General features: G+C 72.9%; 11 protein-coding genes and 1 tRNA gene. 7 read left to right on the top strand and 5 right to left on the bottom strand.

From position 1 onward, the window contains the following. Positions 1–51 precede the first annotated feature (51 nt). The gene (locus tag EDF28_RS07635) at positions 52–807 is read right to left on the bottom strand and encodes a DUF2993 domain-containing protein (RefSeq protein WP_123294269.1); all 756 of its coding nucleotides are present in this window, start codon (positions 805–807) and stop codon (positions 52–54) included. Positions 808–978: 171 nt separating this feature from the next. After that, a complete protein-coding gene (gene argS / locus EDF28_RS07630) occupies positions 979–2,649 on the bottom strand; it encodes an arginine--tRNA ligase (protein ID WP_123937763.1) in 1,671 nt (556 codons plus the stop codon). Between the two features lie 59 nt (positions 2,650–2,708). On the opposite strand from argS, the gene EDF28_RS07625 reads away from it, so the two are divergent. The 4 genes from EDF28_RS07625 (at position 2,709) to EDF28_RS07610 (ending at position 9,442) form a co-directional block, all read left to right on the top strand. After that, a complete protein-coding gene (locus tag EDF28_RS07625) occupies positions 2,709–3,284 on the top strand; it encodes a hypothetical protein (protein ID WP_123937762.1) in 576 nt (191 codons plus the stop codon). Between the two features lie 593 nt (positions 3,285–3,877). Beyond that, positions 3,878–3,949 (top strand) — tRNA-Arg (locus EDF28_RS07620). A gap of 253 nt (positions 3,950–4,202) precedes the next feature. After that, a complete protein-coding gene (locus tag EDF28_RS07615) occupies positions 4,203–8,087 on the top strand; it encodes a Pls/PosA family non-ribosomal peptide synthetase (protein WP_123937761.1) in 3,885 nt (1,294 codons plus the stop codon). A gap of 26 nt (positions 8,088–8,113) precedes the next feature. After that, positions 8,114–9,442 (top strand): M1 family metallopeptidase, encoded by a 1,329-nt coding sequence (locus EDF28_RS07610; protein WP_260154693.1) that lies wholly within the window; start codon positions 8,114–8,116, stop codon positions 9,440–9,442. Here the strand turns inward: EDF28_RS07610 and EDF28_RS07605 are convergent. Further along, the gene (locus EDF28_RS07605; RefSeq protein ID WP_123937760.1) at positions 9,439–9,708 is read right to left on the bottom strand and encodes a helix-turn-helix domain-containing protein; all 270 of its coding nucleotides are present in this window, start codon (positions 9,706–9,708) and stop codon (positions 9,439–9,441) included. The genes EDF28_RS07610 and EDF28_RS07605 overlap by 4 nt on opposite strands. Before the next feature lie 32 nt (positions 9,709–9,740). Here EDF28_RS07605 and map point away from each other — a divergent pair, with 32 nt between their 5' ends. Continuing rightward, a complete protein-coding gene (gene map / locus EDF28_RS07600) occupies positions 9,741–10,508 on the top strand; it encodes a type I methionyl aminopeptidase (protein ID WP_123937759.1) in 768 nt (255 codons plus the stop codon). On the opposite strand, the gene EDF28_RS07595 is transcribed toward map, so the two are convergent. Continuing rightward, positions 10,492–11,076, bottom strand: a complete 585-nt coding sequence (locus tag EDF28_RS07595; RefSeq protein ID WP_123937758.1) for a 4'-phosphopantetheinyl transferase superfamily protein — start codon at positions 11,074–11,076, stop codon at positions 10,492–10,494. The genes map and EDF28_RS07595 overlap by 17 nt on opposite strands. A gap of 46 nt (positions 11,077–11,122) precedes the next feature. Next, positions 11,123–11,326, bottom strand: coding sequence for a hypothetical protein (locus EDF28_RS07590; protein ID WP_071255966.1), 204 nt, complete (start codon positions 11,324–11,326; stop codon positions 11,123–11,125). Between the two features lie 302 nt (positions 11,327–11,628). On the opposite strand from EDF28_RS07590, the gene EDF28_RS19675 reads away from it, so the two are divergent. Both EDF28_RS19675 and EDF28_RS07580 read left to right on the top strand, forming a co-directional pair. After that, entirely contained in the window at positions 11,629–13,536 is a 1,908-nt protein-coding gene (locus EDF28_RS19675) for a TPM domain-containing protein (protein ID WP_311394736.1), read from the top strand. 80 nt (positions 13,537–13,616) lie between these two features. Then, positions 13,617–14,342, top strand: a complete 726-nt coding sequence (locus tag EDF28_RS07580; RefSeq protein WP_123294264.1) for a PspA/IM30 family protein — start codon at positions 13,617–13,619, stop codon at positions 14,340–14,342. Positions 14,343–14,373 lie beyond the last annotated feature (31 nt).

Raw genomic sequence — 14,373 nt, 5'->3', positions numbered from 1 at the left:
GATCCTACCGACGCGGGGCGGGCCTCCCGTCCGTGTGACGCAGCCACGGGATCAGCCGCAGCTGCCGACCGTCTGCAGGCCCTGCTCGTTGAGCGGCAGCGCGTCCGCGGTGACGCGGACCGTCGCGTCGGCCTTCGAGACGTCGAGCGAGCGCACGCGGAGCGCCTCGGGCAGGAACTGCGCCGTGCACACCTGCACCGGCACGTTCGTGACGCCGGGGATCGAGTCCACCTTGAGACCGAGGTCGGAGTTCGTGATCCGCACGCTCTTCGGGGTGATCGTGATGCCGCGGCCGTCGTCCTGCGCGACCACGTCGCCCTTCGCCGCGTAGGTGATGTCGTAGCCGAGCACCGCCGTGGAACCGGACAGCTCGACGCCGCCGTCCACCAGGGACAACCGGTCGAACAGCGGGCTGTACTTCGACAGGTCCTTCACGCTCGACGACGCCAGCGTGACGGTGCCGTCGACGTCGTGCACGTCGCCCTTGCCGTCCACGGGGACGTCCTTCGCGGTGACGTCGGCGGCGAGCGGGATGCCGTCGACGGTGAGCTTCTCGGACGTGATCTCGACCTGGTCGAGGGTGCCGCCGATCAGCTGCGGGATGACGATGCCGTCGGCGTGCGCCTCGACCTGGCCCGTGGTGCCGTCGGGCAGCGACTGCTCGACCTGCTGGGCGATGATGCGGTCGACGACCCCGCGGAGCACGAACTCGGCGATCACGACGAGGGCGGCGAGCACGACGACGACCACGAGCAGGACAACGGGCCAGCGGCGGCGCTTGCGGGGGCGTTCGGTGGCGGCGGACATGCGTCCCACCCTGCCAGGTGGTCCCGTCAGCCTGCCTGGAGGCCCGGGGTGCGTCCGGCGGGCGGGCGCGGCGGGGCGATGGGTTCCTTCCACACTGTGGAACGGACACAGCACCGCGGGATTCCGCGGTGCTGTGTCCGGAACCTGGTTCCGGGGGGGACGGGCGCTCCGCTACATGCGGGACGGAGCGCTCACGCCGAGCAAGCCGAGGCCGTTGCGGACGACCTGACCGGTGGCGTCGTTCAGCCACAGGCGCGTGCGGTGCAAGTCGGTGACGGGCTCGTCGCCGAGCGGGGTCACGCGGCAGGCGTCGTACCAGCGGTGGTACAGGCCCGCGAGCTGCTCGATGTAGCGGGCGATGCGGTGCGGCTCGCGGAGCTCCGCGGCGTGGCGCACCACGCGCGGGTACTCGGCGAGGGCGCCGAGCAGCGCACCCTCGGAGTCGTGCGTCAACAGCGAGGCGTCGAACACGGAGCGGTCGACCCCGGCGGCCTCGGCGTTGCGGGCCACGGACTGGGTGCGTGCGTGGGCGTACTGCACGTAGAACACCGGGTTGTCGTTGGTGCGCTTGACGAGCAGGTCGAGGTCGATGTCGATCGCGGTGTCGCTGGCGAACCGGACGAGCGAGTACCGGCCGGCGTCGACCCCCACGGCGTCGACGAGGTCCTCCATCGTGACGATGGTGCCGGCGCGCTTGGACATGCGCATGGGCTCGCCGTCCTTGAGCAGGTTGACCATCTGCCCGATCAGGATCTCGAGGTTCGTGCCCGGCTCGTCCCCGAACGCGGCGCACATCGCCATCATCCGACCGACGTAGCCGTGGTGGTCCGCACCGAGCATGATCAGGTTCCGCTCGAAGCCGCGCTCGCGCTTGTCGAGGTAGTACGCCAGGTCGCCGGCGATGTACGCGGGCTCGCCGTCGGACTTGATGACCACGCGGTCGCGGTCGTCGCCGAAGTCGGTCGTGCGGAGCCACTCGGCGCCCTCGGCCTCGTACATCACGCCCGCCGAACGCAGCCGGGCGATGGCGCGCTCGACGGCCTTCGACTCGTGCAGGGCGTTCTCGTGGAAGTAGACGTCGAAGTCCACGCCGAAGTCGTGCAGCGACGACTTGATGTCCGCGAACATGAAGTCGACGCCCTCGCGCCGGAAGAGTTCCTGCGCCTCGTCGCGCGGCAGGTCCTTCACGTCGACCGAGGGGTCGAGCGTCGCGATGACGCGCGCCGCGATCTCGGCGATGTACGCACCGCCGTAGCCGTCCTCCGGCGTGGGCTCACCGAGCGCCGACGCGACGAGCGAGCGGGCGAAGCGGTCGATCTGCGCGCCGTGGTCGTTGAAGTAGTACTCGCGGGTGACGAGGCCGCCCTGCGCCTGGAACACGCGAGCCAGGCTGTCGCCGACCGCCGCCCAGCGCACGCCGCCCATGTGGATCGGGCCGGTCGGGTTCGCCGACACGAACTCCAGGTTGATCCGGACGCCGTCGTACAGGTCGCCGTGCCCGAAGGCGTCGCCGCCCTCGACGATCGTGCGGGCGATCTCACCGGCCGCTGCGGCCTCGAGCGTGATGTTGATGAACCCCGGGCCGGCGACGTCGACCGAGGCCACGCCGTCGAGCTCGGTCAGCTCGCCGGCGATCTCCGTCGCGAGCTCGCGCGGGTTCGTGCCGATGCGCTTCGCGAGCTGCATGGCGGCGTTCGAGGCCCAGTCGCCGTGCGCACGGTTCTTCGGACGCTCGAGCACCACGTGGGAGCCCCCGATCGTCACGGTCTCGGACGCGCCTCGTCGCTCGACGATCCCGGTCAGGATCGACAGGTACGCGGCGGAGAGTTCGGCAGGAGTCACGGCGGACGAGTCTACCGGGACACCCAGGTGCACGCCGGACGATGGGCCATCATGTCGGGATGACCACCCGAAGCCGTGCCCGGGCGTGCTCCGTCGCCGTCGTCACCGCCGCAGCAGCACTCGCGTTGTCGGCCTGCTCGGGCGGCGGGGACAGCGACCCGACGCCCAGCCCGACCCCGGTCGGCAAGACGGTGTCGCAGACCTGCGCCGAGCTCCTGCCGACCGAGGCCCTGTCCGTCTACGGGACGACCTTCGCGCTCGACGACTCCTTCACGCCGGCGAAGGGCTCCCCCGCCGCCACGATCGCGAAGCAGCGGGGCCGCGTCTGCCAGTTCGTCGCCACCGACGACGACACCGAGACGATCACCCTGGCCGTCGCCGACCTGCCTGAGAAGTCGCTCACGAACCTGAAGGACGCCCTGTACGACCGGGGCGGATCGGTCCCCACCTACCGCGTCGAGGGCTACTTCGCGCTGAACGACGGCATCGGCCGCGCGGACGCCTTCGCCGACCCGTACTGGATCACCACGCAGTCGACGCTGTTCACGGAGCCCGGCGGCGCACAGCCCGTCGTCGACGCGGTGCGCGCCGCGCTGCAGCCGTCGGCGACGGCGACGGCGACACCCGCGGGCTGACGCGACCGCGCACGCGCCGGCACGGTGCCGGGCCCGCCGCCCGGTGCGAGGTTGCACGTTTGGTGAGCGCTTGCAGCGCCGCACGGAGCGCGCAACGCCGCACGGGCCCGCAACGGACGCACCGTGCAGACGGGAGGCCCGAGGTAGGCCCGCACCGCGCCTCCCGTCCAGCGGCGACCACGCACGGTGCGGGGTCCGCCGCCCGGTGCGAGGTTGCGCGCCTGGTGCGCGCTTGCAGCGCCGCACGGAGCGCGCAACCTCGCACGGGCCCGCGACGCACGCACGGTGCCGGCGGGAGGCCCGTGGCGGGCCCGCACCGTGCCTCCCGTCCGACGGAGACGCCCGCGCTGACGCGCCCGCGCCAGCACGGTGCCGGGTCCGCCGCCCGGTGCGAGGTTGCACGCCTGGTGCGCGCTTGCAGCGCCGCACGGAGCGCGCAACCTCGCACGGGCCCGGAACGCGCGCACGGTGCGGACGGGAGGCCCGTGGCGGGTCCGCACCGCGCCTCCCGTCCGCCCTGCGGCCGCGCCTCGTGCGCGACACGCGCTGTCCAGGAGCCCGCGCCGGACCTGCTACGGTTGTTCCACCCCTTGGCCCCCATAGCTCAGGGGATAGAGCACTGCCCTCCGGAGGCAGGGGCGGAGGTTCGAATCCTCCTGGGGGCACTGGAAATTGCCGGCCAAGCTGCGGCGACCTTCCCCCGTTGAGACTTCTCCGGGTCCGTCGCCAGTCTCGTGGCGGATGTTGACGTTCGCGCGGATGATGAGCAGGAATGGTCGAGTCGGGGGAATCGACTCGACAGTTTCTGCTCACGAAGCGCCCGCGCGCCCCTCGCTACCCCGTGTTTCCGAGCGCGACACCTCGGTCCCCTAGGATCACGGGCCGGTCGTCCTGCACGCGACCGGGAAGAGGGAACCGATGACCACCGGCACCGGGAACGCGCAGCTCGAACTCGCACGCGGCGGGCACGCCCCCGCACCACGGACCCTGTTCGACGTCCTCGCGGCGACCGCGGCCACCCACCCGACCGCGACCGCGCTCGAGGACCCCGCCGGCACCGTCGACTACGCTGCCCTGCTCGACCTGGTGCGCGCGCAGGCCGACGACCTCGCCCGCCGCGGAGTCCGCCGGGGTGACCGGGTCGGGGTGCGGATCCCCTCCGGCGGGCGTGACCTGTACCTGTCGATCCTCGCGGTCCTCGCCGCCGGAGCCGCGTACGTGCCCGTCGACGCCGACGACCCCGAGGAACGCGCGACCCTCGTGTTCGGCGAGGCCGGCGTCGTCGGCGTCATGGGAGCCGGCGGCATCCTGCGCGACCGCGACGGCGGCGAACTGCCCGTGACCGACCCCACGGCGCGCGCCGAACTCCCCCACCTGGACGACGACGCGTGGATCATCTTCACCTCGGGGTCGACCGGGGTGCCGAAGGGCGTGGCGGTCACCCACCGCAGTGCTGCGGCGTTCGTGGACGCCGAGGCGCGGATGTTCCTGCAGGCGGCGCCGATCGGTCCCGGTGACCGGGTGCTGGCGGGGCTGAGCGTCGCGTTCGATGCGTCGTGCGAGGAGATGTGGCTGGCGTGGGGGCACGGTGCCGCGCTGGTGCCGGCGCCGCGGTCGCTGGTGCGGACGGGGGTGGACCTCGGGCCGTGGTTGATCGCGCACACGATCACGGTGGTGTCGACGGTGCCGACGCTGGCCGCGCTGTGGCCGGACGACGCGTTGGAGCAGGTGCGGCTGGTCATCTTCGGTGGTGAGGCGTGCCCGCCGGAGCTCGCCTCCCGGATCGCGAGTCGCGACCGTGAGGTGTGGAACACGTACGGTCCGACCGAGGCGACGGTGGTGGCGTGCGGGTCGCTGCTCGACGGGAGCCAGCCGATCCGGATCGGGCTGCCGCTGGACGGGTGGGACCTGGCGGTCGTGGACGGTGCCGGGCAGCGGGTGGAGCCGGGCGGGGTCGGTGAGCTCGTGATCGGTGGTGTCGGGTTGGGGCGGTACCTGGACCCGGCGAAGGACGCGGAGAAGTACGCGCCGTTCCCGGAGCTCGGGTGGGAGCGGGCGTACCGGAGTGGTGACCTGGTGCGGTACGACCCCGAGGGGCTCGTGTTCCAGGGGCGTGCGGACGACCAGGTGAAGCTCGGTGGTCGACGCATCGAGCTCGGGGAGATCGACGCGGCGCTGCAGGCGCTCGACGACGTGGCCGGTGGTGCGGCCGTGGTGCAGCGGACCCCGGCGGGCAACCAGGTGCTGGTGGGGTACGTGGCACCGGTGGCGGGTGCCACGGTGGACGTCGAGGCTGCGAACGCCCGGTTGCGGCGGGAGCTGCCCGCTGCGCTCGTCCCGCTCGTCGCCGTGGTGGACTCGTTGCCGACGCGGACGTCGGGCAAGGTCGACCGTGCGGCGCTGCCGTGGCCGTTGCCCGGGGCGACGGACGCCGCGATGCTGCCGGACACGGTGGCGTGGATCGCGGAGCGCTGGGCGGCGATCCTCGGGGTGCCGGTGTCGAGCGTCGACGACGACTTCTTCGCGCACGGTGGCGGGTCGCTGACGGCGGCGCAGCTGGTGTCGGCGATCCGCGAGCGGTTCCCGACGACGACCGTCGCCGACGTCTACGACCACCCGCGCATCGGCGCGCTGGCGGCCGCGTTGGACGAATCCGGTCCGGTGGCGGCCGCATCACGCGACGTGACGCCGGTCCCGCCGACGACGGGCCTCGCGATGACGCTGCTGGGCTTGCCGGTGCAGGTGCTGCGCGGGTTGCGGGTCCTGACGTGGACGGCGCTGGTCGCGGCGGTGCTGCACGCGACGACGCTGCCGTTCCTGCCGGTGCTCCCCTGGCCGGCGCTCGTCGTCGCGCTGCTGGTGTTCGTGACGCCGATCGGCAAGATGGCGCTCACGGTCGTGCTGGCTCGGCTGCTGCTCGTCGGGGTCCGGCCGGGCGACCACCCCCGGGGTGGCTCGGTGCACCTACGGGTCTGGCTGGCCGAGCGGATCGCCGAGGCGGTCGACGGTCCCTCGACCGCCGGGGCGCCGTGGATCAGCTACTACGCCCGTGCGCTCGGGGCGCGGATCGGCACGGACGTCGACCTGCACACGCTCCCGCCGGTCACCGGGATGCTCACGATCGGCAAGCGTGCGTCGATCGAGCCCGAGGTGGACCTCGCGGGGCACTGGGTGGACGGTGACGTGTTCCGGCTCGGCCGGGTCCGTGTCGACGACGACGCCGTCGTGCACAGCCGCACCACGCTGCTGCCCGGTGCGCACGTGGGCGCGGGTGCCGAGGTCGAGGCCGGCTCGGCCGTCGCCGGCCGGGTGCCCGCCGGTCAGCGCTGGGCGGGTTCGCCCGCCGAACGCGTCGGGTCGGCCAGGCACGGCCGGGAGGCCCGTCCCCCGTCGCGTCGACGCTGGCTGCTGGCGTACGGGGCCGGCTCCGTGGCCGTGGCCGGGTTGCCGGTGATCGGTGTCGCGGTCGGGTTGCTGGTCGCCGTCGCCCTGGTCGGGCGCGCATCGACGCTCGGCGACGCGGTGCTGCGCGCCCTCGCGACCGTGCCGCTCGCGACCGTCGTCGCCGGGGCCGTGTACGCGCTGCTCGTGGTGGGGTCGGTGCGGCTGCTCGGCATCGGGCTGCACGAGGGGCGTCACCCCGTGCGTTCGCGCATCGGGTGGCAGGCGTGGTCGACGGAGCGGGTGCTGGACGCGGCGCGGACGCTGCTGTTCCCGCTGTACGCCTCGCTCGTGACGCCCGTGTGGTTGCGGCTGCTCGGAGCGAAGGTCGGCCGGAACACCGAGATCTCGACGGTCCTGCTCATCCCCGCGCTGACGCAGATCGCGTCCGGTGCCTTCCTGGCCGACGACACCATGGTCGCGACGTACGAGCTCGGTGGTGGCCGGGTGCGGATCGGCCGGTCGAAGGTCGGGCGGCGGGCGTTCCTCGGCAACAGCGGGATGACGGGCGCCGGACGCTCGGTCCCCCGCGAGGCGCTGGTGGCGGTGCTGTCCGCCGTGCCGAAGAAGGCCAAGCGCGGGTCGTCGTGGCTCGGCTCGCCCCCGGTGCGGCTGCGCCGTGCGGCGACGCAGTTCGACGAGGAGCGCACCTTCCGCCCGCCCGTCCGACTCAAGGTCGCCCGCGGCTGCTGGGAGCTGCTGCGGCTCGTCGCCCCGATGGTGTCCGCCGCGATCGCCCTCGGGGTGGCGAGCACCCTGCTCGCGCTGTGGTCGACGGTCGGCGTCGGCTGGACGGTGCTGCTGGCGGGACCGGTGCTCATCGTCGCCGGGGCCGTCGCCGCCGTGGTGTCGACGATCGCGAAGTGGGCGTTCGTCGGCCGGATCACCGCCCGGGAGCACCCGCTGTGGTCGTCGTTCGTGTGGCGCAACGAGGTGCAGGACACCTTCGTCGAGACGGTCGCCCGACCCTGGTTCGCCGAGCAGGCCACCGGCACCCCGGCCCTGGCGGCGTGGCTGCGGAGCCTCGGCGCGACGATCGGCCGCGGCACCTGGCTCGAGACCTACTGGCTGCCCGAGGCCGACCTCGTCACCATCGGGGCCGGCGCCTCGGTGGCGCGCGGGACCGTCGTGCAGACCCACCTGTTCCACGACCGGGTGATGCAGCTCGACACCGTGCGCCTCGACGCCGGCGCGACGCTCGGCCCGCACAGCGTCGTCCTGCCCGCAGCCGGCATCGGCACGGGCGCCACGGTGGGGCCCGCCTCGCTCGTGATGCGCGGCGAGCAGGTGCCCACCGGGTCCCGCTGGTCCGGCAACCCCATCGCTCCGTGGACAGCCGAACCGGCCACCGTGGCGGACTGACCGGCGCCATGGGGTTGACTGGGACCGTGCCGAACACCCCCGCTGCCGACCCGTACACCCCGCACAGCGGCGACCGACGCTGGAGCGCCGAGCACTACGACCTCCGCCTCGACTACCGCGTGGCCACGAACCGCCTCGACGGCACGGCGACGATCACCGCCCGAGCCCACGAACCCCTCGACCGGATCGTCATCGACCTGCACGGCCTGAGCGTCGAGCGCGCCGACGTCGACGGCACCCGCGCGAAGAAGGTGTCGAAGGCGGTGCACAAGGTCACCGTGACCCCGGCGTCGCCGATCGCGGCCGGCACCACGTTCACCGTGCACCTGCGGTACCGCGGCAACCCGCGCCCCGTCCGCAGCGCCTGGGGCCAGGTCGGGTGGGAGGAACTCACCGACGGCGTCATCGTCGCGGCCCAGCCGACGGGGGCGCCCTCGTGGTTCCCGTGCAACGACCGACCGGACGACAAGGCGACCTACCGGTTCGAGATCGCCGCCGAGGCCGCGTACGACGTCCTGGCGAACGGTGCACTGCTCGGCAAGGAACGCGACCGCATCGGCACCCGCTGGACCTACGCCACCACCGAGCCGATGGCGACGTACCTGGCGACGGTGCAGATCGGGCGGTACCGCACGACGAGGCTCCGCGGCGCCGTCGTCCCCGTGACCCTGCACCACCCCGCCGACCTGGCTGCCGCCGCGAAGACCGACTTCGGGCAGGTACCGGAGATGCTCGCGCTGTTCTCGGACCGCTTCGGCCCGTACCCGTTCGCGGCGTACGGCGTCGTGGTCACCGACGACGAGCTCGAGATCCCCCTCGAGGCACACGGGCTCGCGGTGTTCGGCCGGAACCACGTCGACGGCGAGCACGGCACCGACCGGCTCATCGCGCACGAGCTCGCACACCAGTGGTTCGGCAACTCGGTGACGGTCACCCGCTGGCAGGACATCTGGCTGCACGAGGGGTTCGCCTGCTACGCCGAGTGGTTGTGGTCCGAGCACCACGGCGGCGACACCGCCGACACGCTCGCGGCGCAGTACCGGCAGGGGCTCCTCGACCAGCCCGAGGACCTCGTCGTCGGCGACCCCGGCCCGAAGGACATGTTCGACGACCGGGTCTACAAACGCGGTGCCCTCGCACTGCACGCCGTCCGCCGCACGTTCGGCGACGACACGTTCACCGCCGGGCTCCGCAGCATCACCGAACGGCACCGGCACGGTTCGGTGACGGTGCCCGACGTGCTCGGGGCCTTCGCGGACGCCGCCGGCCGTTCCGTCGCGGACGTCCGGGCGGTGACCGGGCCCTGGATCGACGAGGCGTCGGTACCGGCGCTGCCCGCGCCGCGCGTCGACTAACCAGCCAGCTCGCCGTCGGCCGGGTCGCAGCTGACGTCGGACCAGACCGCGTCGAGCGACAGTCCGACCACGCCGGCGACGGACGCGATGGTCGAGAACGCCGGGGTCGCGATCCGCCCGGTCTCGATCTTGCGGAGGGTCTCGGGCGAGATCCCGGCGGCGAGGGCGGTGTCGACGATCGACCGTGGGCCACGTGCGCGGCGGAGCAGGGCACCGAGACGGCGACCGCGCGCGACCTCGTCGGGGCGGAGCGGGAGACGAACCATCCCCACATAGTAATACCGGTATGATCATCCGCGTGATCGAGATCCTGACGCCCGCCGAGGTCGAGAAGGCCCGTGCCACCGGAGCCCTCGTCGGCACCATCCTGCAGACCCTGCGCGAACGCACCCGCGTGGGCACCAACCTGCTCGAGATCGACCGGTGGGCGAAGCAGATGATCGAGGCCGCCGGCGCGGACTCCTGCTACGTCGACTACGCACCCTCGTTCGGCCGCGGTCCGTTCGGCCACCACATCTGCACCGCCGTGAACGACGCCGTGCTGCACGGGCTGCCGCACGACCGGGCGCTGGCCGACGGCGACCTGCTCACCCTCGACCTCGCGGTGTCGCTGGACGGCATCGCCGCGGACGCCGCCGTGAGCTTCGTCGTCGGCACCCCGCGCGCCGAGGACCTGGCCCTCATCGACGCGACCGAGCGCGCCCTGGCCGCCGGGATCGCCGCCGCCGGCCCCGGCGCCCGCATCGGCGATCTGTCGCACGCCATCGGGACCGTGCTCGAGGGTGCGGGCTACCCGGTCAACGTCGAGTTCGGCGGCCACGGCATCGGCTCGACCATGCACCAGGACCCGCACGTGTCGAACACGGGCCGCGCGGGCCGCGGCTACACGCTCCGGCCCGGCCTCCTGCTCGCGCTCGAGCCGTGGGTGATGGCGGACACCGACGTGCTCGTCACCGATGCCGACGGCTGGACGCTCCGCAGTGCCACGGGAGCCCGGACGGCCCACACCGAGCACACCATCGCGATCACCGACGACGGCGCCGAGGTGCTCACACTCCCCCGCTGACCGACCCCTCGACCACCACGGGCAACCCGCCGGCCGCGACGACGAGCACCAGGTCGGGTGCCGGACGGTGGATCGTCACCGGGTGGTCTCGCCCCTCGAACCGCGCGGTGCCGGCAGCGACGTCCACGTCGACCGACAGTGGATCGACGCGCAGGCCCCGACCGTCGCGCTTCAGCACGGCCTCCTTCGCCGCCCAGCAGGCCGCGAGCAAGCCGGCACCACCGGCCGAGCGCTCGCGTTCGCCGGGCGTGAAGACGTCGAGGGGCGCTGCGCCGACGCGGGACACCCGCTCGAGGTCGACGCCGACCGGGCCCGGCGCGACCGCGAGCGCGAGCACGCCGGTCGTGCGCGACAGGCTGACGCCGACCGCGGTGCCGTGCACCGTGGCCCAAGGACGACCGTGGTCGATCCCGGCGCAGTGTGGGCAGACGCGCCCCGCGCGCACGGCAGCCGACTCGACTGCCGCAGCCGCCGCGACGGCGGCGACCAGGGCCTCCCGGTCGGCGGCACGGTCCGGACCCGGCGCGCACAACGTCACCACGACCGCCTGGAGGCCCGACTCACCCACGCACGCAGCCTACGGTGCGCGGATGGCCGGCCCAGGGCGGTGGTCGCTACGCGTGCGTGAGTGCGATCAGTGCGACGTTCATCGTGCTGTAGAGACCCTCGGATCGGGTCGCCTGGCGGACGCGTCCGCGCAGCACTTCGTAGCGGCCGTCGTGCTCGCGCACGAAGCCGATCACGCCGGTCGCCGGCGTCGAGACGCGGTGGTAGCCGTCCTCGAGCGGGACGACCTCGGTACTCGTGGTTCGCTCCATTGCTGTTCCCTTCCGTTCGTCGTCGAACAGTGGCGCCAGCCTACCCCGCTCCGGGGGACAAGACACCCATGGATCGGCTTGTCCACAGTGTTCGCCGAGAGTCCGTCCGTCGCTTGCGCGCCGTGGATAGACTCCGGGCGACGGCGCTCTCAGGGCGCCGTTCGGGACGGCGTCGACGGCGCCGACCGGTGACGGACGGAGGACGGATGCGAACGGTCCAGCGCGGATCGGGCACAGGCGGGTCGAGGACGGAACGGGGGACAGCGCGGCTCTGGGGTCGCGTCACGGCAGCGGCCGTGGCGATGCTGATCGTCCTGGCTCCGGCGGCGACCGCGCAGGCCACGGCACCCGTCGACCTGGGTGGGGCGTACGTCCTCGACGAAGCCGACGCCCTCAGCTCCTCGCAGCAGGCGCAGGTCGAACAGGCGGTGCAGGACCTGTACGCCGAGACCCAGACGCAGCTGTACGTCGTGTTCGTGCCGACGTTCACCGATCCGGCGGACCACACCGCGTGGGGCTCCGCGGTCATGGAGCAGAACCAGATCGACACCGACGGCATCCTGCTGTCGGTCGCCGTCGACGACCGCAACTACGACGTGCAGCAGACGAACGAGACCGCCATCTCCGAGTCCGACGTGCAGAGCGCCGTGGACGACTCGCTGCTCCCCGAGCTGAAGCAGGGCGACTGGTCCGGCGCGGCCGTGGCGTTCGCGAACGGGCTGACGGACACCCAGGCGCCGCCGAACCTGACCTGGCTCTGGATCCTGCTGCTCGTGATCGTCGTCGGCCTGATCATCGTCGTGCTCGTCGTCCGCACCCGCAACAAGCGGAAGACCGCCGCGGCCACCCAGGCACAGCAGGAGTCCCTCGCCGACCTCGAGCGCACCGCCGGCGGCGCGCTCGTGACGATCGACGACGAGCTCCGCACCGCCGAGCAAGAGGTCGGGTTCGCCACGGCCCAGTTCGGTCCCGACGCCGCGAAGCCCTTCGCCGACGCCGTCGCCGCTGCGCAGCAGGCCGTGCGCAAGGCCTTCACGTTCCGGCAGCAGCTCGACGACGAGATCCCGGACTCCCCCCAGCAGCGTGCCGACTGGGCGAACCAGATCATCGCGATCTGCCAGCAGGCGCACGCCTCGATCGAGGAGCAGACCGAGTCGTTCGACAAGCTCCGGTCGCTCGAGGACGGCGTCGAGGAAGCAGCCGCCGCGCTGGCCCAGGCCGTCGCGGAAGCACCGGCGTCGGTCGGCGCAGCAGCAGCCGCGCTCGACCGCGTGCGAGCCAACTACACCGGCCGTACCCTCGCGACCGTCGCCGACAACGTCGACCAGGCACACCAGGTGCTCGCCTACGCCACCGAGCGCTCGAACGCGGCCACCGCGGCGATCGCGGCCGGCGACAAGGGCGAAGCGGTGGTCGCCGTGCGCGACGCCCAGCACGCCCTGGCCCAGGTGCAGCAACTCACGAACAGCGCGGTCGCGGCCGAGGGCACCTTCACCGAGGCCACCGCACGCGCCGAGGCGATGCGCATCGACATCGAGGGCGACGTCGCCGCGGCCCGGACCCTCACCGTGGGCGGGCCCGACCTCGCCGCGGCCGTGACCCGGGCGCAGACCGTGCTGCGGCAGGGGTTCGACCCGAAGGACCCGATCACCGCGGTCGACGCCCTCACGAAGGCGAACACCGAGATCGACCAGGCCATCGCGGCCGCCCGGGGTGCCGAAGAGCAGCAGCGCCGGGCGTCCCGCGCCCTCGACGACGCCCTGCGCGACGCCCGGAACCGGATCAGCCAGGCGCGCGAGTACATCTCGCTGCACCGTGGCGGCATCGGACCGACCGCTCGCACCCGCCTGTCCGAGGCCGAACGCGCCCTCGACGACGCCGTGCAGCTCGCCACCACCGACCCCGGACAGGCACTGCAGGCAGCACGGGCGGCCGAGCAGTACGCCGCCGCGGCGATGGACTCGGCGAACGACGACATGGGCGGCTGGGGCGGCGGCGGTGGCGGCTTCGGCGGTGGGGGCGGCAACGGCGCCCAGCTCGGCGGCCTCGTCACCGGCATCGTGCTCGGCGGCCTGCTCGGCGGTCGCGGCGGCAGCTTCGGCGGCGGCTCCTTCGGGGGCGGCTTCGGCGGCGGGGGCGGTTTCGGCGGTGGCGGAGGCGGCGGCGGAGGCGGCGGCGGAGGCGGGTTCTCCGGCGGCGGCCGCTTCTGACCCCGACCCACCCGACGACCAGACCACACACCCGACAGACCAGACACACCACGTCAGACCTTCCAGGAAAGGGAACAGCAATGGCAAAGCAGACGATCTTCGGCCGCATCTCCACCCTCGTGCGGGCGAACATCAACCAGCTCATCGACAACGCCGAGGACCCGCAGAAGATGCTGGACCAGCTCGTGCGTGACTACACGAACAACATCGCCGACGCGAAGACGGCGATCGCGCAGACGATCGGCAACGTGCGGCTGCTCGAGCAGGACCACGAAGAGGACAAGCGCGCCTCGTCCGAGTGGGGCCAGAAGGCCGCCAACGCCTCCACCGCCGCGGACAAGTACCGCGCCGAGGGCAAGACGGCCGAGGCGGACAAGTTCGACAACCTCGCGAAGATCGCGATCGGCAAGCAGATCGCGGCCGAGCAGGAGGTCAAGGACGCCGAGCCGAACCTCGCCTCGCAGAACGAAGCGGTCGAGAAGCTCAAGACCGGGCTCGCCGGCATGGAGCAGAAGCTCGAGGAGCTCCGTGCGAAGCGCGACAACCTCGTCGCCCGCTCGAAGACGGCCGAGGCGCAGTCCAAGGTCAACGACGCCCTCGGCAACATCGACGTGCTCGACCCGACGAGCGACCTCGGTCGCTTCGAGGAGAAGGTCCGTCGTGAAGAGGCCAAGGTCCTCGGGCAGCAGGAACTGCAGTCGTCGAGCCTCGACGCCCAGTTCGAGAGCCTCGAGGACGTCGGCAAGGACGCCGAGGTCGAGGCGCGACTCGCCGCGCTGAAGTCCGGCGGCTCGTCGAGCCTCTGACGTTCCCGGACGACCTTCCCGGACGACGCCG

Origin of the sequence: Curtobacterium sp. PhB137 (assembly GCF_003814955.1) — a bacterium.
Classification (GTDB): Bacteria; Actinomycetota; Actinomycetes; order Actinomycetales; family Microbacteriaceae; genus Curtobacterium.
This window is presented reverse-complemented; position numbering and strand designations above follow the sequence as displayed.

What these genes read in the sequence shown, in the direction of transcription:
- EDF28_RS07635 (WP_123294269.1), bottom strand. Translation starts at nt 807, where the DNA reads ATGTCCGCCGCCACCGAACGCCCCCGCAAGCGCCGCCGCTGGCCCGTT.
- EDF28_RS07625 (WP_123937762.1), top strand. Translation starts at nt 2,709, where the DNA reads ATGACCACCCGAAGCCGTGCCCGGGCGTGCTCCGTCGCCGTCGTCACC.
- EDF28_RS07615 (WP_123937761.1), top strand. Translation starts at nt 4,203, where the DNA reads ATGACCACCGGCACCGGGAACGCGCAGCTCGAACTCGCACGCGGCGGG.
- EDF28_RS07605 (WP_123937760.1), bottom strand. Translation starts at nt 9,708, where the DNA reads ATGGTTCGTCTCCCGCTCCGCCCCGACGAGGTCGCGCGCGGTCGCCGT.
- EDF28_RS07590 (WP_071255966.1), bottom strand. Translation starts at nt 11,326, where the DNA reads ATGGAGCGAACCACGAGTACCGAGGTCGTCCCGCTCGAGGACGGCTAC.
- EDF28_RS19675 (WP_311394736.1), top strand. Translation starts at nt 11,629, where the DNA reads ATGCTGATCGTCCTGGCTCCGGCGGCGACCGCGCAGGCCACGGCACCC.
- EDF28_RS07580 (WP_123294264.1), top strand. Translation starts at nt 13,617, where the DNA reads ATGGCAAAGCAGACGATCTTCGGCCGCATCTCCACCCTCGTGCGGGCG.